This window comes from Streptomyces bacillaris (assembly GCF_003268675.1).
Lineage (GTDB): Bacteria > Actinomycetota > Actinomycetes > Streptomycetales > Streptomycetaceae > Streptomyces > Streptomyces bacillaris.
Genome location: NZ_CP029378.1, coordinates 6,287,105 through 6,309,227 on the forward strand (window position 1 = coordinate 6,287,105; position 22,123 = coordinate 6,309,227).

At 71.8% G+C, this 22,123-nt stretch carries 17 protein-coding genes; 13 read left to right on the forward strand and 4 right to left on the reverse strand.

All coding sequences use genetic code 11. The features are described 5' to 3' along the window. Window positions 1–92: 92 nt before the first annotated feature. Complete coding sequence (locus DJ476_RS27320) at window positions 93–1,004, reverse strand: glycerophosphodiester phosphodiesterase family protein (RefSeq protein WP_112491772.1); 912 nt, start codon at window positions 1,002–1,004, stop codon at window positions 93–95. Window positions 1,005–1,196: 192 nt separating this feature from the next. On the opposite strand from DJ476_RS27320, the gene DJ476_RS27325 reads away from it, so the two are divergent. The 5 genes from DJ476_RS27325 to DJ476_RS27345 all read left to right on the forward strand — a co-directional run bounded on the left by DJ476_RS27325 (window position 1,197) and on the right by DJ476_RS27345 (window position 8,375). Next, window positions 1,197–1,907: an MHYT domain-containing protein gene (locus DJ476_RS27325; protein ID WP_112491773.1), complete on the forward strand. Its 711-nt coding sequence runs from the start codon at window positions 1,197–1,199 to the stop codon at window positions 1,905–1,907. Window positions 1,908–2,018: 111 nt separating this feature from the next. Then, window positions 2,019–4,166 carry an excinuclease ABC subunit UvrB gene (uvrB, locus tag DJ476_RS27330; RefSeq protein ID WP_112491774.1) on the forward strand — a complete coding sequence of 716 codons (2,148 nt, stop codon included), beginning with the start codon at window positions 2,019–2,021 and terminating at the stop codon, window positions 4,164–4,166. A gap of 193 nt (window positions 4,167–4,359) precedes the next feature. Continuing rightward, the gene (locus DJ476_RS27335; RefSeq protein ID WP_026237542.1) at window positions 4,360–4,938 is read left to right on the forward strand and encodes a TerD family protein; all 579 of its coding nucleotides are present in this window, start codon (window positions 4,360–4,362) and stop codon (window positions 4,936–4,938) included. Between the two features lie 116 nt (window positions 4,939–5,054). Beyond that, window positions 5,055–7,112 (forward strand): TerD family protein, encoded by a 2,058-nt coding sequence (locus DJ476_RS27340; protein WP_112491775.1) that lies wholly within the window; start codon window positions 5,055–5,057, stop codon window positions 7,110–7,112. A 243-nt stretch (window positions 7,113–7,355) separates the two neighbouring features. Beyond that, a complete protein-coding gene (locus DJ476_RS27345) occupies window positions 7,356–8,375 on the forward strand; it encodes a TerC family protein (RefSeq protein ID WP_112491776.1) in 1,020 nt (339 codons plus the stop codon). Between the two features lie 169 nt (window positions 8,376–8,544). Here the strand turns inward: DJ476_RS27345 and DJ476_RS27350 are convergent, their stop codons facing one another. Both DJ476_RS27350 and DJ476_RS27355 read right to left on the reverse strand, forming a co-directional pair. Then, window positions 8,545–9,201 (reverse strand): MBL fold metallo-hydrolase, encoded by a 657-nt coding sequence (locus DJ476_RS27350; protein WP_070203722.1) that lies wholly within the window; start codon window positions 9,199–9,201, stop codon window positions 8,545–8,547. 28 nt (window positions 9,202–9,229) lie between these two features. Continuing rightward, window positions 9,230–9,919, reverse strand: coding sequence for a maleylpyruvate isomerase family mycothiol-dependent enzyme (locus tag DJ476_RS27355; RefSeq protein WP_103418716.1), 690 nt, complete (start codon window positions 9,917–9,919; stop codon window positions 9,230–9,232). Between the two features lie 176 nt (window positions 9,920–10,095). Here DJ476_RS27355 and uvrA point away from each other — a divergent pair, with 176 nt between their 5' ends. Further along, a complete protein-coding gene (uvrA, locus tag DJ476_RS27360; RefSeq protein WP_112491777.1) occupies window positions 10,096–13,095 on the forward strand; it encodes an excinuclease ABC subunit UvrA in 3,000 nt (999 codons plus the stop codon). A 229-nt stretch (window positions 13,096–13,324) separates the two neighbouring features. Continuing rightward, window positions 13,325–13,753, forward strand: a complete 429-nt coding sequence (locus DJ476_RS27365; RefSeq protein WP_019764263.1) for a Rieske (2Fe-2S) protein — start codon at window positions 13,325–13,327, stop codon at window positions 13,751–13,753. A 121-nt stretch (window positions 13,754–13,874) separates the two neighbouring features. Here the strand turns inward: DJ476_RS27365 and DJ476_RS27370 are convergent, their stop codons facing one another. Next, entirely contained in the window at window positions 13,875–14,801 is a 927-nt protein-coding gene (locus DJ476_RS27370; RefSeq protein ID WP_103418718.1) for a hypothetical protein, read from the reverse strand. Between the two features lie 227 nt (window positions 14,802–15,028). On the opposite strand from DJ476_RS27370, the gene DJ476_RS27375 reads away from it, so the two are divergent. From DJ476_RS27375 to whiA, 6 genes are all read left to right on the forward strand, one after another. After that, window positions 15,029–15,640: a papain-like cysteine protease family protein gene (locus DJ476_RS27375; protein WP_103418719.1), complete on the forward strand. Its 612-nt coding sequence runs from the start codon at window positions 15,029–15,031 to the stop codon at window positions 15,638–15,640. Window positions 15,641–15,644: 4 nt separating this feature from the next. Further along, complete coding sequence (locus DJ476_RS27380; RefSeq protein ID WP_112491778.1) at window positions 15,645–16,562, forward strand: hypothetical protein; 918 nt, start codon at window positions 15,645–15,647, stop codon at window positions 16,560–16,562. Window positions 16,563–16,718: 156 nt separating this feature from the next. Continuing rightward, complete coding sequence (gene uvrC / locus DJ476_RS27385; RefSeq protein WP_112491779.1) at window positions 16,719–18,947, forward strand: excinuclease ABC subunit UvrC; 2,229 nt, start codon at window positions 16,719–16,721, stop codon at window positions 18,945–18,947. Next, on the forward strand, window positions 18,944–19,963 hold the full coding sequence (rapZ, locus tag DJ476_RS27390; RefSeq protein WP_241565590.1) for an RNase adapter RapZ: 1,020 nt from the start codon (window positions 18,944–18,946) through the stop codon (window positions 19,961–19,963). Before uvrC ends, rapZ begins: the two co-directional genes overlap by 4 nt. Next, window positions 19,960–20,994, forward strand: coding sequence for a gluconeogenesis factor YvcK family protein (locus tag DJ476_RS27395; protein ID WP_053561695.1), 1,035 nt, complete (start codon window positions 19,960–19,962; stop codon window positions 20,992–20,994). Before rapZ ends, DJ476_RS27395 begins: the two co-directional genes overlap by 4 nt. Further along, window positions 20,985–21,974, forward strand: a complete 990-nt coding sequence (whiA, locus tag DJ476_RS27400; RefSeq protein WP_026237545.1) for a DNA-binding protein WhiA — start codon at window positions 20,985–20,987, stop codon at window positions 21,972–21,974. The genes DJ476_RS27395 and whiA overlap by 10 nt, the downstream gene beginning before the upstream one ends. The last annotated feature ends 149 nt before the right edge of the window (window positions 21,975–22,123 follow it).

Genomic DNA, 22,123 nt, shown 5'->3' on the forward strand with positions numbered 1-22,123 from the left:
CGCCCACTGACAACGCCCGCCCTCCGCCGACGTCCCGCCCGCCGACAACGTCCCCGCCCGCCCGCCACCCCGGGGCGGTCGGGCGGATGGGGTCAGCGGGTGGCGTCGCGCACCACGTCCGGGTAGTTGGTGATGATGCCGTCCACGCCGTAGGCGTGGACCTTCGCCGCGTCCGCCGCGCTGTCGACCGTCCAGGTGTTCACCCGCAGCCGCTTGCCGTGGGGGCCCTTGAGCCGCTGCACGGCCGCCACGTAGTCGGCGCCGATCGTCTTGTACGAGGGGTTGATCTGGTCGGTGAAGGCCGCGTAGGAGGGCAGGTCGGCCACCTCGGGGGTGCCCAGGAAGCCGGTGGTGACGTCCGGGCGCAGGGCGTGCACCTCCTTGATGCTGTCGGCGCCGAAGCTCTGGATGACCAGCCGGTTCCGTACGTGCGAGGGGTCGAGCCACCCCTCCTTGCGCAGCACGCGCAGGATGTCCCGCTCGATGCCCGGGTAGGTGGCCGGGCTCTTGATCTCCAGGAGCAGCTTCTGCCGGTTGCGCTCCAGGCGGTGCAGGAACTGGGTGAGCGTCGGCACCCGGGCCTCCGCGAACCGCTCCCCGAACCAGCTGCCCGCGTCGAGTTTCGCGATCTCGGCTGCGGTGAAGTCCTTGACCGCCCACGGCGCACGGCCGGGGAAGATCTGCTCGACGTCCGTCGTGCGCTTCAGGTCGGTGTCGTGCACCACCACCAGCACACCGTCCTTCGTGCGCTGGACATCGTTCTCCACCCAGTCGATGCCGAGCTCCTTCGCGGCGTCCACGGCGGCGAGCGTGTTCTCCGGCGCGTAGCCCGAGGCGCCCCGGTGGGCCAGGACGACGGGGCCCGCCGGCCGGTCCGGGGTCAGGGCGTCCGCCGTCCGCGGCTGGGCGCCGGGCAGCAGGGCGCCGACGCCGAACACGCTCGCGGCGGCCGTGCCGAGCACGACGGCGGCTGCGGCCAGGGCGGTTGTGGTGCGGACGGACACGTCGACTCCTCGTACCGGGGTGGGGGCCACAACAAGCGTGGCGGTGGCCTGCCAACGCGGGGTACGGCAGCGGTGACCGCGGCGTGAACGTCGGAGGTCTCGCAACTATAGAATGCTTGTCCTAATATCTGTCTGCCGAGTCCGTCCCCTGGGGACCCTCTCGAAACCGGGCCTTCGGAAGGGTGTGCCAGCGTGCGGGGAACGGTCGACGGATTCACCCATGGCCCGGCGATCCTGGCCCTGGCCTTCCTCGTGGCCTGCCTGGGGGCCGCCGTGGGCCTCCGCTGCGCCATCAGGCCGTCCCGTACGGCACGCACCGGACGCCCTCGTGAGACACGCACGGGAGGCCCTCGTACGACACGCAAGGGGCGCCCCTCCGGCTCTGGCACCGTCCGGCTGCTGCTCGGCGCGCTCTCCGTCGGCTTCGGCATCTGGATCATGCACCACGTGGCCATCACGGGCTTCAGCGTCGTGGAGGCGCCCCTCTCCCGTGACCGGCCCCATGTGCTCATCGGCCTGGTCGTGGTCGTCGTGATGGCAGGCGTCGGCCTCTTCGTCGTCGGCTACCGGGGCGCCACCCGCATGGCGCTGATCACGGGCGGCGCCCTCACCGGCCTCGGCATCGCCTCCACGCACTATCTCGGCATGGCGGGCATCCGCTTCCAGGGGCACTTCACGTACGAGACACCGCTCGTCGTCCTCTCGGTCCTGATCGCCGCCACCGCCGCCACCGCCGCTCTCCGGGCCGCGCTCTCCACCCGCACCCTCCTCTCCGGCCTGGGCGCGGGCGTCATGATGGCCCTCGCGGTGACCGGGATGCACTACACCGGCATGGCCGCGCTCGGCGTACAGCTCCAGCCCGGTGTGCCCTCCGTCGTCTCCGCCGACCCACCGGCGGACTGACCGCTTCCGCCGCCCGCGCGAGGGCACCGTACGGCCTGCGCGGCGCCGACCGGAGGGCCCGCGTGGCGCGGATCCGAGGCCGTTGTCAGTGGGGGGCCGTACGGTGGTTGCATGCGGCCCGTTTCCAAGATCGAACGTTCGGTGGCGCCCTTCGAGGTCGTCAGTCCCTACCAGCCCAGCGGCGACCAGCCGGCGGCCATCGCCGAGCTGGACCGGCGTATCCGCGCAGGTGAGAAGGATGTCGTCCTGCTCGGCGCGACCGGCACCGGCAAGTCGGCGACCACCGCCTGGATGATCGAGAAGCTGCAGCGCCCCACCCTGGTCATGGCGCCGAACAAGACACTCGCCGCCCAGCTGGCCAACGAGTTCCGCGAGCTCCTGCCGAACAACGCGGTGGAGTACTTCGTCTCGTACTACGACTACTACCAGCCCGAGGCGTACGTCCCGCAGTCGGACACCTACATCGAGAAGGACTCCTCCATCAACGAGGAGGTCGAGCGGCTGCGCCACTCCGCCACGAACTCGCTGCTCACCCGGCGCGATGTCGTCGTGGTCGCCTCCGTCTCCTGCATCTACGGCCTCGGCACCCCCCAGGAGTACGTGGACCGCATGGTCCAGCTCAAGGTCGGCGAGGAGATCGACCGCGACCAGCTGCTGCGCCGCTTCGTCGAGATGCAGTACACGCGCAACGACCTCGCCTTCACCCGCGGCACCTTCCGGGTCCGCGGCGACACCATCGAGATCTTCCCGGTCTACGAGGAGCTGGCCGTCCGCATCGAGATGTTCGGGGACGAGATCGAGGCCCTCTCCACCCTCCACCCGCTCACCGGCGAGGTCATCAGCGAGGACCCCGTGGTCCACGTCTTCCCCGCCAGCCACTACGTCGCGGGCCCCGAGCGGCTGGAGCGGGCCGTGACGGGCATCGAGCAGGAGCTGGAGGAGCGGCTGGCCGAGCTGGAGAAGCAGGGCAAGATGCTGGAGGCCCAGCGGCTCCGGATGCGGACGACGTACGACATCGAGATGCTCCGCCAGATCGGCAGTTGCTCCGGCGTCGAGAACTACTCGATGCACTTCGACGAGCGGGCCCCCGGCACCGCCCCCAACACCCTCCTCGACTACTTCCCCGAGGACTTCCTGCTCGTCCTCGACGAGTCGCACGTCACCGTGCCGCAGATCGGCGCGATGTACGAGGGCGACGCCTCCCGCAAGCGGACCCTCGTCGACCACGGCTTCCGGCTGCCCTCCGCCATGGACAACCGCCCCCTGAAGTGGGAGGAGTTCCTGAAGCGGATCGACCAGACCGTCTATCTCTCCGCCACCCCGGGGAAGTACGAGCTGTCGCGGGGCGACGGGTTCGTCGAGCAGATCATCCGCCCCACCGGCCTGGTCGACCCCGAGATCGTCGTCAAGCCCACCGAGGGCCAGATCGACGACCTGGTCCACGAGATCCGCACCCGCGCCGAGCGCGACGAGCGGGTCCTGGTCACCACCCTCACCAAGAAGATGGCCGAGGACCTGACCGACTACTTCCTGGAGCTCGGCATCCAGGTCCGCTATCTCCACAGCGACGTCGACACCCTGCGCCGCATCGAGCTGCTGCGCGAGCTGCGCTCCGGTGAGTACGACGTCCTGGTCGGCATCAACCTCCTCCGTGAGGGGCTCGACCTCCCCGAGGTCTCCCTCGTGGCCATCCTCGACGCCGACAAGCAGGGCTTCCTGCGCTCCGGCACCTCGCTCATCCAGACCATCGGCCGCGCCGCGCGCAACGTCTCCGGCCAGGTCCATATGTACGCGGACAAGGTCACCCCGGCGATGGCGCAGGCCATCGACGAGACCAACCGCCGCCGCGAGAAGCAGATCGCCTACAACACCGAGCGCGGCATCGACCCGCAGCCGCTGCGCAAGAAGATCAACGACATCGTCGCGACCATCGCCCGCGAGGAGATCGACACCGAGCAGCTGCTCGGCACGGGCTTCCGCCAGGGCAAGGAGCCCAAGACCCCGGTCCCGACGCTCTCCACCCAGACGGCCAAGGGCGGCGCCAAGGCGGGCACCAAGGGCAAGGGCAAGGGGGCCTCGGCCGGTGCCGTGGTCGGTGACCGTCCCGCGACCGAACTGGCCGGGATCATCGAGGAGATGACCGACCGGATGCGGGCCGCCGCCGCCGACCTCCAGTTCGAGGTGGCCGCCCGGCTCCGCGACGAGGTGGGCGAACTGAAGAAGGAGCTGCGCCAGATGAAGGAGGCGGGCCTCGCCTGAGGCCCGGCCCTCCGGGTACGCCACCGGGCGGCCCACCCGGGGCGCGGCGACCGCCGTGAGCCGTGGACCGCCCGGTGTGTTGCAAGACCGACACAAAAACGGACCGAACCTCCTGCCGCGCCGGGGGGAATGCGTAGGGTGCGGGGAAACCGCACACGGACGGTTGCGGGGCAATGCGGAGAGGGGACAGCGCGTGACGGTCAATATGACCAAGGGTCAGGCCATCAGCCTGCAGAAGAGCGACGGGGGGACCCTGACCGCGGTACGGATGGGGCTCGGCTGGCAGGCGGCTCCGCGCCGCGGTCTGTTCGGCTCGCGCACCCGGGAGATCGACCTGGACGCCTCGGCGGTGCTCTTCGCCGACAAGCAGCCGGTCGACGTCGTCTTCTTCCGCCACCTGGTCAGCGACGACGGCTCGGTCAAGCACACCGGCGACAACCTGGTCGGCGGCGCCGGCTCCGGCGGCGACGACGAGGCGATCCTCGTCGACCTCCAGCGCGTCCCGGTCCACATCGACCAGATCGTCTTCACGGTGAACTCCTTCACCGGCCAGACGTTCCAGGAGGTCCAGAACGCCTTCTGCCGCATCGTCGACGAGACCAACGGCCAGGAGCTGGCCCGGTACACCCTGGACGGCGGCGGCCAGTACACCGCCCAGATCATGGCCAAGGTCCACCGCGCGGGCGGCGGATGGCAGATGACCGCCCTCGGGAACCCGGCCAACGGCCGCACGTTCCAGGACCTGATGCCGTCCATCCTTCCGCACCTGTAGGCGGACCGGACCGGAACAGGCCGGCACCGGCACGTGCAGCTCCCGGAGGCACCCGCCTCCGGGAGCTGCACCGCTCGGTGCCCGGCGCACCACACATCGTCGAGGGGGACAGCGCAATGACGGCCGAGCTGGTCCGGGGGCAGAACCACACCTTGCCCCAGACCCGTCTGGAGATCCGGATCTCGGCGGGTTCACCCGTCGTGGCCGGTGCCACCCTCGCCGACGAGAGCGGTACGGTACGCGGCGCCGAGTGGGTCGCCCACCCCGGCGCCCACCGGCTCCCCGGCCTGGAGGTCTCCCGGCAGGCCGCGGCCGGCCACCGCCTCGCCGTCGACCTGGAGGCCCTGCCCGAGGCGGTGCACCGGGTCACCGTGCTGCTCGCCCTCCCGGTGGGCACCGGAGGACCGGCCAGGTTCGGCGCCACCGCCGCGCCCTTCGCCGCCGTCACCGGACTCGACGGCACCGAGATCGCCACCTTCACGCTTACCGGTCTGGACGCCGAGACCGCCGTCAACGCCCTGGAGCTGTACCGCCGCCAGGGCGCCTGGAAGGTCCGGGCCGTCGGACAGGGGTACGCGACGGGGCTGGCCGGGATGCTCACCGACCAGGGCCTGCCGAGTGCCGCCGAGCTGGCCGCCACCATCCAGGAGGCGGTCGCCCGCTCCCTGGCCCGCTCGGTCGCCCCGCCACCGCCCCGCACCCCCGAGGCCGACCGCGTACGGCAGACGTCGGGCCCGCACGCACCGCCCCCTGCGCCGTCCGGCCCCACGACGCCGTCCGTCACCGGCATAAGCCCCGTCACCGGCACAAGCCCCGGCCCCGGCACGGGCCCTGCAACAGACCCGGCCACGCCCACCGCAGGCGCCCCCACCCCGGGCACACCCACCACACCGGCCCCGGGCACGCCCACCCCTGCCGCCGCGGGCACCACCGCCCCCACCGGCCCCATCAACTACGCGCACCCCCGGCGCCGGCCCAGCGCGCCGCCCGCCCCACCCGCGCCGCCGCCCACCCCGGCGCCCGCGCAGCCCGGGCAGGCGCCGCAGCCGGTGGCCGGGGACGCCACCGGCTGGTCGATGGACGAGCGGCTCTACAACCAGATCTGGGGGATGTTCGAGGACCTGGCCCGGGCCGTCGCCGCCTACCGCAGCGCCGTGGACTTCGCCGAGTCCCGGATGGGCCAGGAGCTGGACCGCGCCCTCTCCGACCCGCGCAACCGGATCGGCGGCGCGGGCGACCGGGCCCGTGAGGAGGCCCGTGCCAAGCGCGACGAGCTGACGGCCCGGGCCCGGGAGGTCCTGGACCGGGACCTCGGCCAGCTGGCCGCCGAGGCCGCCGTCGTCGAGCCCGCGCTCCCGGCCGCGTACGCCGGTTGGGACAACCCCGTCTGGCACGCCCACCGCATCCCGATGGAGCTGCCGATGGCCCTGCGCCTGGGCGACCTCCATCTGCCCGAGCGCGCCGACCTGCGCATCCCGCTGCTGGTCCGGCTGCCGCTGGAGCGGGGGATGTGGGTGGACAGCGGGCGTACGGCCTCCGAGGCCGCCGCGCTCATGGACGGCGACCGGCTCCGCCGCCAGGCGATGGAGACCGCGGTCCTGCACGCGGCCCGGCTGCTCTCGGTCTATCCGCCCGGGGAGTTCTCGGTGCACGTCATCGACCCGGCGGGCGCGGCGGCGGGCCCGCTCGCGCCGCTGGTCGACGCGGGCGTCCTCGCCGGGCCCCCGGCCGCCGGGGCGCAGGGGGTGGCCTCGGTCCTGGCCCACCTGACCCGCCGGGTGGACCTGGTGCAGATGGCGGTCCGGGCCGGTGCGGCCGACTCGCTCCCGCCGGACCTGGACACCGGCGAGCAGCTCCTGGTCGTCAACGACTTCCCGCACGGCTTCGACGACCGGGCCGTCACCCAGCTCCGCTACCTCGCCGACGAGGGCCCGGCCGTCGGTGTCCATCTGCTGATGGTGGCGGACCGCGAAGATGCGAGTGCGTACGGTCCGGTGCTGGACCCGCTGTGGCGTTCGCTGCTGCGGATCACCCCGGTCGCGGACAACCACCTCGCGGACCCCTGGGTCGGTCACGCGTGGACATATGAGCCGCCGGTGGTGCCGCCGGGCAGCGGCGTCCTGGAACAGGTCCTCGCGGCGGTCACGACGGCCCGCAGAGCCGCCGGCCGCTGATCACCGCACACCATCCTGACCTGCACATTTTGTCATATCTTTACTATTTTCTTTACCTATGCTTGGCCTTGCCTGTACTGTTCGGTCCACGGAGGGGAGTACTCCTTACGCGACGTCCCGTCAGTACGGACCGTGACCGGTCCCGGGGCGTCGGCCCGGCGCGCATCCCGTGTCGCCAGGGTGGAAGAGACCTCCGGCAGCGACGACGCTGATCAGTAGCCGTAGCGAACTGCCGGAGGCGCAGTGGACGTTTCATGGACTCTTTGGGCTGTGACCATCATCGGTCTCTCCGCCCTGATCGCCGTCGACTTCTTCATCGGGCGCAAGCCCCATGACGTGTCGACCAAGGAAGCCGGGATCTGGACGGTCGTCTGGATCGCGCTGGCCGTTCTCTTCGGCCTCGGCCTGCTGGTGTTCGGCAACAGCCAGGCCTCCGGCGAGTTCTTCGCCGGATTCATCACCGAGAAGTCGCTGAGCGTCGACAACCTCTTCGTCTTCGTCCTGATCATGGCGAAGTTCTCGGTGCCCTCGCACCTCCAGCAGCGGGTGCTGCTCATCGGTGTGCTGATCGCCCTGGTGCTCCGGGCGGTCTTCATCGCGGCCGGTGCCGCCGTGATCGCGAACTTCTCGTGGGTGTTCTACATCTTCGGCGCGTTCCTGATCTACACCGCCTGGAAGCTCATCCAGGAGGCGAGGGCCGGCGAGGAGGAAGAGGAGTTCGAGGAGAACCGTCTCCTCAAGTCGATCGAGAAGCGCTTCGGGGTCTCCGATCAGTACCACGGCACGAAGCTCTTCATCCAGAAGCACGGCAAGCGCGTCATGACCCCGCTGATGGTGGTCATGCTCGCCATCGGCACCACCGACGTCCTGTTCGCGCTGGACTCGATCCCGGCGATCTTCGGCCTGACCCAGGACCCGTACATCGTCTTCACGGCCAACGCGTTCGCGCTGATGGGCCTGCGCCAGCTGTACTTCCTCATCGGCGGTCTGCTGAAGAAGCTGGTCCACCTCAGCTACGGCCTGTCGGTGATCCTCGGCTTCATCGGCGTCAAGCTGGTGCTGCACGCCCTGCACGAGTCCGGGGTGCACGTGCCCGAGATCTCCATCCCGTTCTCCCTCACCGTCATCTGCGGCGTCCTGGTGGTCACCACGATCACCAGCCTGATCGCCAACAAGAAGCAGGAGGCGGCCGAGGCCGAGGCGGCGGCCAAGGCGAAGAGCGTCGAGGCGACCGACGAGCAGCCGGAGAGCGTCAGCAGCTGACCCCGGGCCGCCCGGAGCGGCACGGGGAACCACCGGCAGCGGCCGGGGCGGAACGGCGGAAGCCGTCCACCCCGGCCGCTGTGCGTGTAGGGGAGAGGGGCCCGGAGCCGCACCGGCTCCGGGCCGAAGGGGCCGGGGTCACCAGCCCCGGGCGCCGAGGAGCGGGCGGCTACCAGCCCCGCGCCCGCCACTCCGGCAGGTGCGGGCGCTCGGCGCCGAGGGTCGTGTCGTTGCCGTGGCCCGGGTAGACCCAGGTCTCGTCGGGGAGCCGGTCGAAGAGCTTCGTCTCGACGTCGTTCAGGAGGCTCGCGAAGGCCTCGGGGTCCTGGTGGGTGTTGCCGATCCCGCCGGGGAAGAGGCAGTCCCCGGTGAACAGGTGCGGGGCCCCGTGCGGGTCGTCGTAGACCAGGGCGATCGAGCCGGGGGTGTGACCGGTCAGATGGCGGGCGGTCAGCTCCACCCGGCCGACGGTGATCGTGTCACCGTCCTCCACGAGGACGTCCGTGGGGACCGGGATGCCCTCGGCGTCGTACCGGCCCGCGTACGTACGGGCGCCGGTGGCCGCCACCACCTCGGCCAGGGCCTGCCAGTGGTCGCCGTGGCGGTGGGTGGTGACGACGGACGCGATGGAGTCGTCACCGATCAGGGAGAGCAGGGTGGCGGGCTCGGCCGCCGCGTCGATCAGGAGCTGCTCGCCGGTGGCCCGGCACCGCAGCAGATAGGCGTTGTTGTCCATTCCGCCGACAGCGACCTTGGAGATCATCAGATCCGCCAGTTCGTGCACGCTCGCCGGTCCGCCGACCTTCACCGCTCCGCTGTACGTCATACGGATCACCCTAGGGCCTCTCGTTCGCCTACAGCGGGGGAAGGGCGGGCAGGGGGCCGCCGGTCACCGTCAGGGTGGAGCCGTCGCGGCGGCCGGCCAGCCAGCCGAGGAGGTCGGCCGCCGTGCCCCGTACCGACACGGCCGGGCCCTCCGCGCCGCCGCCCGTGGTCCAGGTCCGGCCGTCCTCGGCGGTCACCCTGGTGGCGGGGACGTCCGGGTGGCCGGTGAAGCGGTCGGTGAGGAAGACGATCTCCCGCTCGGTGAAGCCGGCCGGCAGGTCCTCCAGCTCGTAGCCGACGTCCAGGTCGACGTGGTGGATCTCCAGCTCGATCAGCCGGCGGAAGGGGACCCGGGACGCGGAGTCCGTCACGCCGTTGCGCAGGGTGACCGTACGGGACCAGTCCGCCGGTTCGGCGGCCACGGCCTGGAAGCCGTCCGCGCTCTCCCGGAGGTCGGCCAGCTGCTCGGCCGGGGAGCGGGTGGCGCCGGAGGCGATGTCGGCGTCCCGGGTTTCGCTGCTCGCGTACATCGGCAGCCCCCGGAGAACATTTCCGAGCGCGTCGGCGTTACGTGACAGGTGGGCCAGAACATGGCCCCGGCTCCATCCGGGCAGCCGCGACGGCTCGGCGAGTGCGGCCTCGTCCCACTTGCCCACTTCACCGAGCAGCCGATCGGTCGCTTCGCGTACAGCTCCCAGGTCATGCGCATGATCCATCATGCGGCCGAGCCTAGCTCCGCCACCCGTTCGGGTGAAGGTGTCCCAGGGCGACCGTAAATCGAATGTGCGTGCTATACGCTCGGAGGAGACAAAGCTTCCCCACCGCTGTGGCGCCCCCCATAACCTGGACCGGGGGCTCAGTTCCCCCGTCTCTCTCCAGAAAGGTGCGGACCGGCGTGGCCGACCGTCTCATCGTCCGTGGCGCGCGCGAGCACAACCTGAAGAACGTCTCGCTCGATCTCCCCCGTGACTCCCTCATCGTCTTCACCGGGCTCTCCGGGTCGGGCAAGTCGTCCCTCGCGTTCGACACGATCTTCGCCGAGGGCCAGCGGCGCTACGTGGAGTCCCTCTCCTCGTACGCCCGGCAGTTCCTCGGCCAGATGGACAAGCCGGACGTCGATTTCATCGAGGGTCTCTCCCCGGCCGTCTCCATCGACCAGAAGTCGACCTCGCGCAACCCGCGCTCGACGGTCGGCACCATCACGGAGGTCTACGACTACCTCCGCCTGCTCTTCGCCCGGATCGGCAAGCCGCACTGCCCCGAGTGCGGCCGCCCCATCGCCCGCCAGTCGCCGCAGGCCATCGTGGACAAGGTCCTCGGCCTGCCCGAGGGCAGCCGCTTCCAGGTCCTCTCGCCGCTCGTCCGCGAGCGCAAGGGCGAGTTCGTCGACCTCTTCGCCGACCTCCAGACCAAGGGGTACAGCCGCGCCCGGGTCGACGGCGCCACCATCCAGCTCTCCGAGCCGCCCACGCTCAAGAAGCAGGAGAAGCACACCATCGAGGTGGTCGTCGACCGCCTCACCGTCAAGGACAGCGCCAAGCGCCGCCTCACCGACTCGGTGGAGACCGCCCTCGGCCTCTCCGGCGGCATGGTCGTCCTCGACTTCGTCGACCTCCCCGAGGACGACCCCGAGCGCGAGCGGATGTATTCGGAGCACCTCTACTGCGCCTACGACGACCTCTCCTTCGAGGAGCTGGAGCCGCGCTCCTTCTCCTTCAACTCGCCCTTCGGCGCCTGCCCGGACTGCACCGGCATCGGCACCCGCATGGAGGTCGACCCGGAGCTGATCGTCCCGGACGAGGAGAAGTCCCTCGACGAAGGGGCGATCCACCCCTGGTCCCACGGCCACACCAAGGAGTACTTCGGCCGGCTGATCGGCGCCCTCGCCAAGGCCCTCGGCTTCCGTACGGACATCCCCTGGGCCGGACTGCCTCAGCGCGCCAAGAAGGCCCTGCTCCACGGCCACAAGATCCAGACCGAGGTCCGCTACCGCAACCGGTACGGGCGCGAGCGCGCCTACACCACGCCCGCCTTCGAGGGCGCGGTCCAGTTCGTCAAGCGGCGCCACACCGAGGCCGAGAGCGACTCCAGTCGCGAGCGCTTCGAGGGCTACATGCGCGAGGTGCCCTGCCCCACCTGTGAGGGCTCCCGGCTCAAGCCGATCGTCCTCGCGGTGACGGTGATGGAGAAGTCCATCGCCGAGGTCTCCGCCATGTCGATCAGCGAGTGCGCCGAGTTCCTCGGCCGCCTCAAGCTGAACGCCCGCGACAAGAAGATCGCCGAGCGGGTCCTCAAGGAGGTCAACGAGCGGCTGAAGTTCCTGGTCGACGTCGGCCTGGACTACCTCTCGCTCAACCGCGCGGCCGGCACCCTCTCCGGCGGCGAGGCCCAGCGCATCCGGCTGGCCACCCAGATCGGCTCCGGCCTGGTCGGCGTGCTGTACGTCCTGGACGAGCCGTCCATCGGCCTCCACCAGCGCGACAACCACCGGCTGATCGAGACCCTGGTCCGCCTCCGCGACATGGGCAACACGCTCATCGTCGTCGAGCACGACGAGGACACCATCAAGGTGGCCGACTGGGTCGTCGACATCGGCCCCGGCGCCGGTGAGCACGGCGGCAAGGTCGTCCACTCCGGCTCGCTCAAGGAGCTGCTCTCCAACAAGGAGTCGGTCACCGGGCAGTATCTGTCCGGCAAGCGGTCCATCCCGACGCCGGACGTCCGCCGCCCGGTCGACCCGGCCCGCAGCCTCACCGTGCACGGTGCCCGCGAGAACAACCTCCACGACATCGACGTCTCCTTCCCGCTCGGCGTGCTCACCGCCGTCACCGGAGTCTCCGGCTCCGGGAAGTCGACCCTGGTCAACGACATCCTCTACACCCACCTGGCCCGCGAGCTGAACGGCGCCAAGTCGGTCCCCGGCCGCCACACCCGGGTCGACGGCGACGACCTCGTCGACAAGGTGGTCCACGTCGACCAGTCCCCGATCGGCCGGACCCCCCGGTCCAACCCGGCGACGTACACCGGAGTCTTCGACCACGTCCGCAGGCTCTTCGCGGAGACGATGGAGGCGAAGGTGCGCGGCTATCTGCCGGGCCGCTTCTCCTTCAACGTCAAGGGCGGCCGCTGCGAGAACTGCTCCGGCGACGGCACCATCAAGATCGAGATGAACTTCCTGCCGGACGTCTACGTCCCGTGCGAGGTCTGCCACGGTGCGCGCTACAACCGGGAGACCCTGGAGGTCCACTACAAGGGCAAGTCCATCGCCGAGGTGCTGGACATGCCGATCGAGGAGGGCCTGGAGTTCTTCGAGGCCGTCCCGGCGATCGCCCGCCACCTCCGTACGCTCAACGACGTGGGTCTGGGGTACGTCCGGCTCGGCCAGTCCGCGCCGACCCTCTCCGGCGGTGAGGCGCAGCGCGTCAAGCTGGCGAGCGAGCTGCAGAAGCGCTCCACCGGGCGCACGGTCTACGTCCTGGACGAGCCGACCACCGGTCTCCACTTCGAGGACATCAGCAAGCTGATCACCGTCCTCTCCGGCCTGGTCGACAAGGGCAACTCGGTGATCGTCATCGAGCACAACCTGGACGTCATCAAGACCGCGGACTGGGTCATCGACATGGGCCCCGAAGGGGGCAACGGCGGTGGCATGGTCGTGGCCGAGGGCACGCCGGAGCAGGTCGCCTCGGTCCCCGCCAGCCACACCGGGAAGTTCCTCCAGGGGATCCTGGACGCGGACCGGATCAGCGAAGCGGCGGTGCCGTCGGGGCGGGGTGCGGCCCGTAAGACCGCCACCGCCACCAAGAAGGCCGCGGCGGCCAAGTCCGCGGCGACCAAGAAGACGGCGGCCACCAAGGCCACCGCGAAGAAGGCGACGCGCGCCCGCAAGGCGTGAGCCGATGGCGGTGGCCCCCTCCCGCCCGGGAAGGGGCCACCGCCATGTCCGGGAGGCGGGCCCGGCGGTGACCGGGCCCGGCCGCAGGCCGTCCGTTCCCCGCCGGTATCGTCGGTTCCGTCACCGATGGGGAACGGGTCGGCCGCGGCTCTCGTCCGTCGCCTCCCCGCCTGTCCGGAGACACCCGCACCATCCCGCCCCACCCCGAACAACGATCCGTGGAGTCCGCATGCCCGGCCTGCCCGCCGCCCGTCGTACCGTGCTGAAGGGCGCCGCGCTCGCCGGTGCCGCCGGGCTGGGGGCCGCTGCCTGCTCGACCGAGTCCAAGCTCGGTCACGCCAAGGAGCCCACGCCCACCGCCCCCGTCGCCCTCGGTGAGGCCTCCGAGGTGCCCGTCGGCGGTGCCAAGCTCTACCGCGAGCAGCGCCTCGTCGTCAGCTGCCCGGCCAAGGGCGAGTACAAGGCGTTCAGCGCCCAGTGCACCCACGGCGGCTGCGTCCTGACCAAGATCGAGGGCACCGAGGGCCACTGCGCCTGCCACGGCAGCCGGTTCGACACGACCACCGGCGAGGTCCTCCAGGGCCCGGCCACCGTGCCGCTGCCCGCCGTCCCGGTCACGGCCGAGGGCGGAAAGCTCGTCGCGGGCCCGGACGCCTGAGACCCCCGTCCGGCCCGCACGCCTGAGGCCACCTCCGTACGGCTCACGGCTCACGGCTCACAGCCCGGCCCCGCCGCATGCGGCCCGGCGGACCGGGCGCCGCCCCGCGCCCCCGGGGCCGTCAGTCCCAGTCCCAGTCGATGCCGACGAGCCCCCGCCGTACGTCTTCCTCCACCACGTGCACGGTCCGGTGGAGGCCCGTCAGCGTGAGGTCCCGGCGGGCCGCGCGGGCCGCCCCCGCCGAGGACTGCTCGAACCGGCGGCACCGCACCGGCAGCGCGGCCTCGTCGAAGCCGATCTGGAGCACGTACTGCCCACCGCCGAAGGTGAAGCCCCGTACGTATTCGTCGCTGGGCCCTCCCGTACCGTCCTCGAAGCCGTAGCCGAAGAGGTACGTCTCGCCCGACCGCAGCCGGGTGTCGAAGAGCAGCTCCGCCACCAGCACCCCCGCCTCCGCGTCCCAGCGCACCCGCCCGGTCCGGCAGTTCTCCCCGGCCCGCACCGCGATCCGCGACGGGTCGCACCCCGGATCCCCGCGGTGGATGGCCAGATAGCGGTCGATCCCGTCCCGGTGGGCGCGTACGAGATGGAGCGAGGTGCGGCCCGCCAGCTCCCGCCGCGCCCCGATCCGCACCCGCTCCTGGTGGTCCACGGTGTGCAGCCCGCCGTCCACCGGTGACTCCATCGCCGCCAGCAGCCGTTCCACCGCGCCCGAGGACTCCAGCAGCGAGCGGTACGGGCGGGCCGCCGGACGCTCCCCGTCCGTACCCGGACCACCGTCCCGCAGCAGCCGCAGCAGCGAGTCGTCCGGCAGCGCCAGCACCTCCTCCAGCGCGCGGACGGCCCGCAGCGACTCCGGGCGGCGGGGCCGGCGTACGCCCTGCTGCCAGTAACTCAGGCTGGTCACCCCGAGCTTGACGCCCCGGTGGGCCAGATGGTGCTGCACCCGGTGGAGGGGGAGCCCGCGCACCGAGAGGGCGGTGCGCAGGGCCAGATGGAAGGGGCCGGTGTGCAGGATGCGGGCCAGTTCTCTCTCGGTGTGCCGCATAGGGCGCCTCCGGTGAACGTTCACGTGGGGGAGAGGGGACACCGCCCCCGGGGGATGCGGGGGAGCAGGTGACAGGGCTGCGCCGTTCACACGGGCGTCGCGCCGTTCACACCGTGATGTCACTCCGTATTGAAGCGTGTTGACCTGCTCCGGACAACGATCGATCCTTCTCATCAGCGTCCGGACGCGCTCCTCCGATCCCCGCCCCCCGCCTTGGGAGGAACGCCATGCGCAACCGAAGAATCCGGCCCCGAAGGCTCTCGTTCACCGCCCTCCTGGCCGCCGCCCTCCTCGCCGTCCCCGCGGCCACCGCCACGGCAGCAGAGCCCGCTGCCCAGGACGGCGGGGTCGCCATCGCCGCCGCCCAGCGCCTCAACATCACCATGCAGGCACAGCAGAAGAGCAACTGGTGCTGGGCGGCCGGCGGCAACACCATCGCCGCCTGGTTCGGCCGCAACTACTCCCAGAACCAGTTCTGCAACGCCTCCTTCAACCGGAACCAGAACACCGAGTGCCCCAACTCGCAGGCCACCCTCGGCAACGTCCAGACCGGGCTGTCCTGGACCGGCGTCCGGCCCGGCAGCTACGTCACCGGCTGGCTGCGCTACGCGACCGTGCAGAGCGAGATAAACGCCCGGCGGCCCATCGAGACCCGCATCCAGTGGTCGTCCGGCGGCGGGCACATGCACGTCATCTACGGGTACGACGACGCCAACAGCTGGGTCTACTGGGGCGACCCGTGGCCCTCCAGCGACCGCTACAACTGGGCCTCCCACTCCTGGTACGTGAACAACAACCAGTTCTCCTGGACCCACTCGCTCTACCGGATCGGGGCGTGAGGACATGACCGCGACCACCCGGCGCCTCGCCGTCGCCACCGCACTCGCCGCCACCGCCCTGCTCGCCGCCGCGCCCGTGGCCTCCGCCGACGGAACCCCCGCCCCGCCGAAGCTGACCGCCGCCACGCTCGAAGCCGCCCACGAGGCGGCCTCCGCACCGGCGACCCTGGACACCCTGTCCCGGTTCTTCGCCCGCGAGGGGGCGGTGGCCCGTACGGCGGCCGCACCGCGCATCGAGGCGAAGACCGTCCCCGTACGGACGCTCTCGGCGGAGTTCGTCGCCGGGAAGCCGGGGGCCGCGCCGAGCACCCTGGACTACCTCGCCGCCACCGCCGTCTCCTCCGACGGCCAGAAGGCCTCCCTGTGGACCGTGCCCGGCTCCGGCGACGGCGGGAAATGGCAGGTGGTGAACATCGCCACCGGCGACGACGAAGCCCGCTACACCGCCCAGGGGGCCCGTGCGCTCCCCGGCGGCACGGTCTTCCGCGAACCGCAGATCGACGCCTGGTACGTCCACGACGCCTCCCGGGTCCTGCCGCTGGACCAGGACGCGAAGGCCGCCGTGGGCGCCAAGGGAATCACGCTTGACGCCTACCGGGCCCGGGTGAAGGAGGCGTACGGCGACAAGCTGCCCGGTTCCGGCTACGCGAAGTCCGGCAAGGCGGGGGGTTACGGCCCCGAGGCGGCGGGCGCGGACACCGGACAGGCCCCGGCACCCGCCCCCGGCGTCCAGGCACCGGAAGCCGCCCCGGCCCCCGGTCCCGCGCTCGCCGACGCGGCGGGCACCGGCACCCCGGACACCGCCCTGACCACCGTCTCCACGATGGCCGGGGCCGGGGCCCTGCTCGCCCTGGCCCTCGGCGGCGCCACCGCCCTACGCCACCGGATCCGCACCCGGCGCAGCCCCGCGCCGGACGCCTGAGCGAGGCGCTCCGGGGCCGTACGCCCTGTACGCCCCCGGAGCGCACCCACGGCCGCGAACCCGCGCTCCGGGGCCGCCGCCACCCCCGGCGCCCCGGAGCGCACCGGTCACCCGGAGGACGACGCACTGTCACACCCCGCAAGTAGGGTGTGAGGCATGGCAGACCCCTCCAGCTACCGCCCCAGCCCGGGGCAGATCCCCGACTCCCCGGGGGTCTACAAGTTCCGCGACGAGCACCGCCGGGTGATCTACGTCGGGAAGGCCAAGAACCTCCGCCAGCGCGTCGCCAACTACTTCCAGGACCTGGCCCATCTCCACCCGCGTACGCGCACCATGGTCACGACCGCCGCCTCCGTCGAGTGGACGGTCGTCTCCACCGAGGTCGAGGCGCTCCAGCTGGAGTACACCTGGATCAAGGAGTTCGACCCCCGGTTCAACGTCAAGTACCGGGACGACAAGAGCTATCCCTACCTCGCCGTCACGCTGAACGAGGAGTTCCCCCGCGTCCAGGTGATGCGCGGCGCCAAGAAGAAGGGCGTGCGCTACTTCGGTCCGTACGGGCACGCCTGGGCGATCCGCGAGACGGTCGACCTGATGCTCCGGGTCTTCCCCGTCCGCACCTGCTCCGCCGGGGTCTTCAAGAACGCCGCCCGAACCGGCCGCCCCTGCCTCCTCGGGTACATCGACAAGTGCTCGGCCCCCTGCGTCGGCCGGGTCACCCCCAAGGAACACCGGGAGCTGGCCGAGGACTTCTGCGACTTCATGGCCGGGCGCACCGGCACCTACATCCGCCGCCTGGAGAAGGACATGATGCAGGCGGCGGAGGAGATGGAGTACGAGCGCGCCGCCCGCCTCCGTGACGATGCCGGGGCCCTCAAGCGGGCCATGGAGAAGAGCGCCGTCGTCCTCGCGGACGCCACCGACGCCGATCTGATCGCCGTCGCGGAGGACGAGCTGGAGGCCGCCCTCCAGATCTTCCACGTGCGCGGCGGCCGGGTCCGCGGCCAGCGCGGCTGGGTCACCGACAAGGTCGAGGCGGTCGACACCGCCGGCCTCGTCGAACACGCCCTCCAGCAGCTGTACGGGGAGGAGCGCGGCGACGCCGTCCCCAAGGAGGTCCTGGTCCCTGCCCTGCCCGAGGACACCGCGGCGGTCTCCCAGTGGCTCGCCGAGCGCCGGGGCTCCCAGGTCAGCCTGCGCATCCCGCAGCGCGGCGACAAGAAGGACCTCATGGCGACGGTCCAGCGCAACGCCCAGCAGGCGCTCGGCCTGCACAAGACCAAGCGCGCCTCCGACCTGACCACCCGCTCCCGGGCGCTGGAGGAGATCGCGGAGGCGCTCGGTCTGGACGCCGCCCCGCTGCGCATCGAGTGCTACGACATCTCCCACCTCCAGGGCGACGACGTGGTGGCCTCCATGGTGGTCTTCGAGGACGGCCTCGCCCGCAAGAGCGAGTACCGCCGTTTCCAGATCAAGGGCTTCGAGGGCCAGGACGACGTCCGCTCGATGCACGAGGTGATCGGCCGCCGCTTCAAGCGCTACCTCCAGGAGAAGGAGCGCACGGGGGAGTGGGAGCAGACCCCATCGGTCTCCGGGGAGGCTCCGCACCCCGCGCAGAGCCCTCTGGCTCCGGACCCCACGCAGGTCCCCTCGGCCTCGGACCCCACGCAGGTCTCCCCGCTCCCGGGCTCCGCCGAGGAGAGCGCCTCGGCCCCGCACCCTGCCCAGGCCCCCTCGGCCCCCGGCTCCGCCCAGGTCCCCTCGCTCCCGGCCTCCCCGCAGGGCACCCCTGCCCCGGCCGCCGACGCCACCGACCCTAGCGACACCGACCCCCGCGGGGACGACGGCCGCGAGGACGACGGCCGCCCCAAGCGGTTCGCCTATCCGCCGCAGCTCGTCGTGGTCGACGGCGGGCAGCCCCAGGTCGCCGCCGCCCGGCGCGCCCTGGACGAGCTGGGCATCGACGACATCGCCGTCTGCGGCCTGGCCAAGCGCCTCGAAGAGGTCTGGCTGCCCGATGACGACGACCCCGTGGTCCTGCCCCGCTCCAGCGAGGGCCTCTACCTCCTCCAGCGCGTCCGCGACGAGGCCCACCGCTTCGCCATCACCTACCAGCGCTCCAAGCGGGCCAAGCGCATCCGCTCCAGCCCCCTGGACGACGTGGCCGGGCTCGGCGAGACCCGCAAACAGGCGCTGATCAAGCATTTCGGCTCCGTGAAGAAGCTCCGGCAGGCGACAATCGAGGAGATCTGCCAGGTCCCCGGGATAGGGCGCCGGACGGCCGAATCGGTGGCGGCCGCCCTCGCCTCGGCCGCTCCCGCCGCCCCTGCCGTGAACACGGCCACAGGAGAGATCATGGAAGAGGACGACGGGGGCACGTCATGACCGAACCCACCGGCCGGGCCGCCCACCAGGGCACCACCGCCCACCCCGGAGACCCCGGCCACCAGCAGCATCAGCAGCACGAACGAACAGACCGAGCAGACGGAGCAGACGTGAGTACGAACACCACGAACGAGACGGGCGAGGCAGCGGTGCCGGCCATCCCCGAGCTGGTGATCATCTCCGGCATGTCCGGCGCCGGCCGCAGCACCGCCGCCAAGTGTCTGGAGGACCTCGGCTGGTTCGTCGTCGACAACCTGCCGCCCGCGCTGATCCCCACCATGGTGGAGCTGGGCGCCCGCTCCCAGGGGAACGTGGCGCGGATCGCCGTCGTCGTCGACGTGCGCGGCCGCCGCTTCTTCGACAACCTCCGCGAATCCCTCGCGGACCTGGAGGCCAAGCACGTCACCCGGCGGATCGTTTTCCTGGAGTCCTCCGACGACGCCCTGGTCCGCCGCTTCGAGTCGGTCCGCCGCCCGCACCCCCTCCAGGGCGACGGCCGCATCGTCGACGGCATCGCCGCCGAGCGCGACCTGCTGCGCGAGCTGCGCGGCGACGCCGACCTGGTCATCGACACCTCCAGCCTCAACGTGCACGAGCTGCGGGCCAAGATGGACGCCCAGTTCGCGGGCGAGTCCGAGCCGGAGCTGCGCGCCACCGTGATGTCCTTCGGCTACAAGTACGGCCTGCCCGTCGACGCCGACCTCGTCGTCGACTGCCGCTTCCTGCCCAACCCGCACTGGGTCCCCGAGCTGCGCCCCTTCACCGGCCTCAACGAGGAGGTCTCCGGTTACGTCTTCGACCAGCCGGGCGCCAAGGAGTTCCTCAACCAGTACACGGAGCTGCTCCAGCTGATCGCCGCCGGTTACCGCCGCGAGGGCAAGCGGTACGTGACCATCGCCGTGGGCTGCACGGGCGGCAAGCACCGCTCCGTCGCCATGTCGGAGAAGCTGTCGGCCCGCCTGGCCGCCGAAGGTATCGAGACCGTCCTCGTCCACCGGGACATGGGGCGCGAGTGACCGGTCGCAATCTGCGGATGCGCCGGCTGAGCCGCGCCGGCGCGGCGCTCTCCGGCCGCAGACGCGGTGGGCAGCCCAAGGTCGTCGCGCTCGGCGGCGGCATGGGCCTCTCGGCGTCCCTGGCGGCGCTGCGCCGGATCACCGGCGACCTCACGGCCGTGGTCACCGTCGCGGACGACGGCGGCTCCAGCGGCCGGCTGCGCGAGGAGCTGGGCGTCCTGCCCCCCGGCGACCTGCGCAAGGCGCTCGCCGCGCTCTGCGGCGACGACGACTGGGGCCGCACCTGGTCCCGGGTGGTCCAGCACCGCTTCGAGTCCAAGGGCGACCTGCACGGCCACGCGGTCGGCAATCTGCTGATCGTGGCCCTCTGGGAGCAGCTCGGCGACCATGTCCAGGCGCTCGACCTGGTCGGCAAGCTGCTCGGCGCGCACGGCCGGGTGCTGCCCATGTCCGCCGTGCCGCTGGAGCTCCAGGCGCTGGTCAAGGGCCACGACCCCGAGCTGCCCGACGCGATCGTCACCGTGCGCGGCCAGGCCACCGTGGCGCTCACCCCGGGCGAGGTGCAGTCGGTGCACGTCGTCCCGCCCGACCCGCCGGCCGTCCCGGAGGCGGTCGCCGCCGTCCTGGACGCCGACTGGGTGGTCCTCGGCCCCGGCTCCTGGTTCTCCTCGGTGATCCCGCACCTCCTGGTGCCGGAACTGCTCGACGCACTGGTCACCACCAAGGCCCGCAAGGTCCTCTCGTTGAATCTCGCACCACAGCCCGGTGAAACCGAGGGGTTCTCACCGCAGCGTCATTTGGAGGTTTTGGGACGACACGCCCCTAAACTCGCCTTGGACGTGGTGCTGGCCGACGAGGCAGCCGTGCCCGACCGCGCATCGCTCGACGACGCCGCCCAGCGGCTCGGGGCGGCGGTCGAGCTGGCGCCGGTGGCATCGCCCGACGGCGTTCCGGTCCATGATCAGGAGCTGTTGGCCGCCGCGTACGACCGTATTTTTCGGATGCATGGAAGGATCGGCCCATGGCGATGACGCCAGCGGTGAAGGACGAAATCTCTCGGCTTCCCGTCACCCGGACCTGCTGCAGGAAGGCAGAGGTCTCGGCGATTCTTCGGTTCGCGGGCGGGCTGCACCTGGTGAGCGGCCGCATTGTGATCGAGGCCGAGCTGGACACCGCGATGGCGGCGCGCCGGCTCAAGCGCGACATCCTCGAAATCTTCGGGCACAGCTCGGAGCTGATCGTGATGGCCCCCGGCGGGCTGCGGCGCGGCTCGCGCTACGTCGTACGGGTGGTGGCTGGCGGCGACCAGTTGGCTCGCCAGACCGGCCTGGTGGACGGCCGCGGCCGCCCCATCCGCGGGCTGCCGCCGCAGGTGGTCTCGGGGGCCACCTGCGACGCCGAGGCCGCCTGGCGCGGGGCGTTCCTCGCACACGGCTCGCTCACCGAGCCCGGCCGCTCCTCCTCGCTGGAGGTCACCTGCCCCGGCCCGGAGGCGGCCCTCGCCCTGGTCGGCGCGGCGCGCAGGCTCTCCATCGCCGCCAAGGCCCGTGAGGTGCGCGGGGTGGACCGGGTCGTCGTCCGCGACGGCGACGCCATCGGCGCCCTGCTCACCCGGCTCGGCGCCCATGAGTCGGTGCTGGCCTGGGAGGAGCGCCGGATGCGGCGCGAGGTCCGCGCCACGGCCAACCGGCTGGCCAACTTCGACGACGCCAACCTGCGCCGCTCGGCCCGCGCGGCCGTCGCCGCCGGGGCCCGGGTCGGACGTGCGCTGGAGATCCTCGGCGAGGAGGTCCCCGAGCACCTCGCGGCGGCCGGCCGGCTGCGCATGGAGCACAAGCAGGCATCGCTGGAGGAGCTGGGCGCGCTGGCGGACCCGCCGCTCACCAAGGACGCCGTCGCCGGGCGGATCCGCCGGCTGCTGGCCATGGCCGACAAGCGCGCCCAGGATCTCGGCATCCCCGGCACCGAGGCGACGCTCAGCGAGGAGATGGCGGACGGTCTGGTCGGCTGAGTCGCCGACGGCCCGGGACCAACGTCCCGGGCCGCTCCGGGACGTTGGTCCCGAGCCCGTCCGGAGGCCCGTGCACCCTACTGGGGAGTACGGGCCTCCCGCCGTTTTCCCGTGGCGTGTACGGGCCCTCTCGATGTCACCCCAGGGGC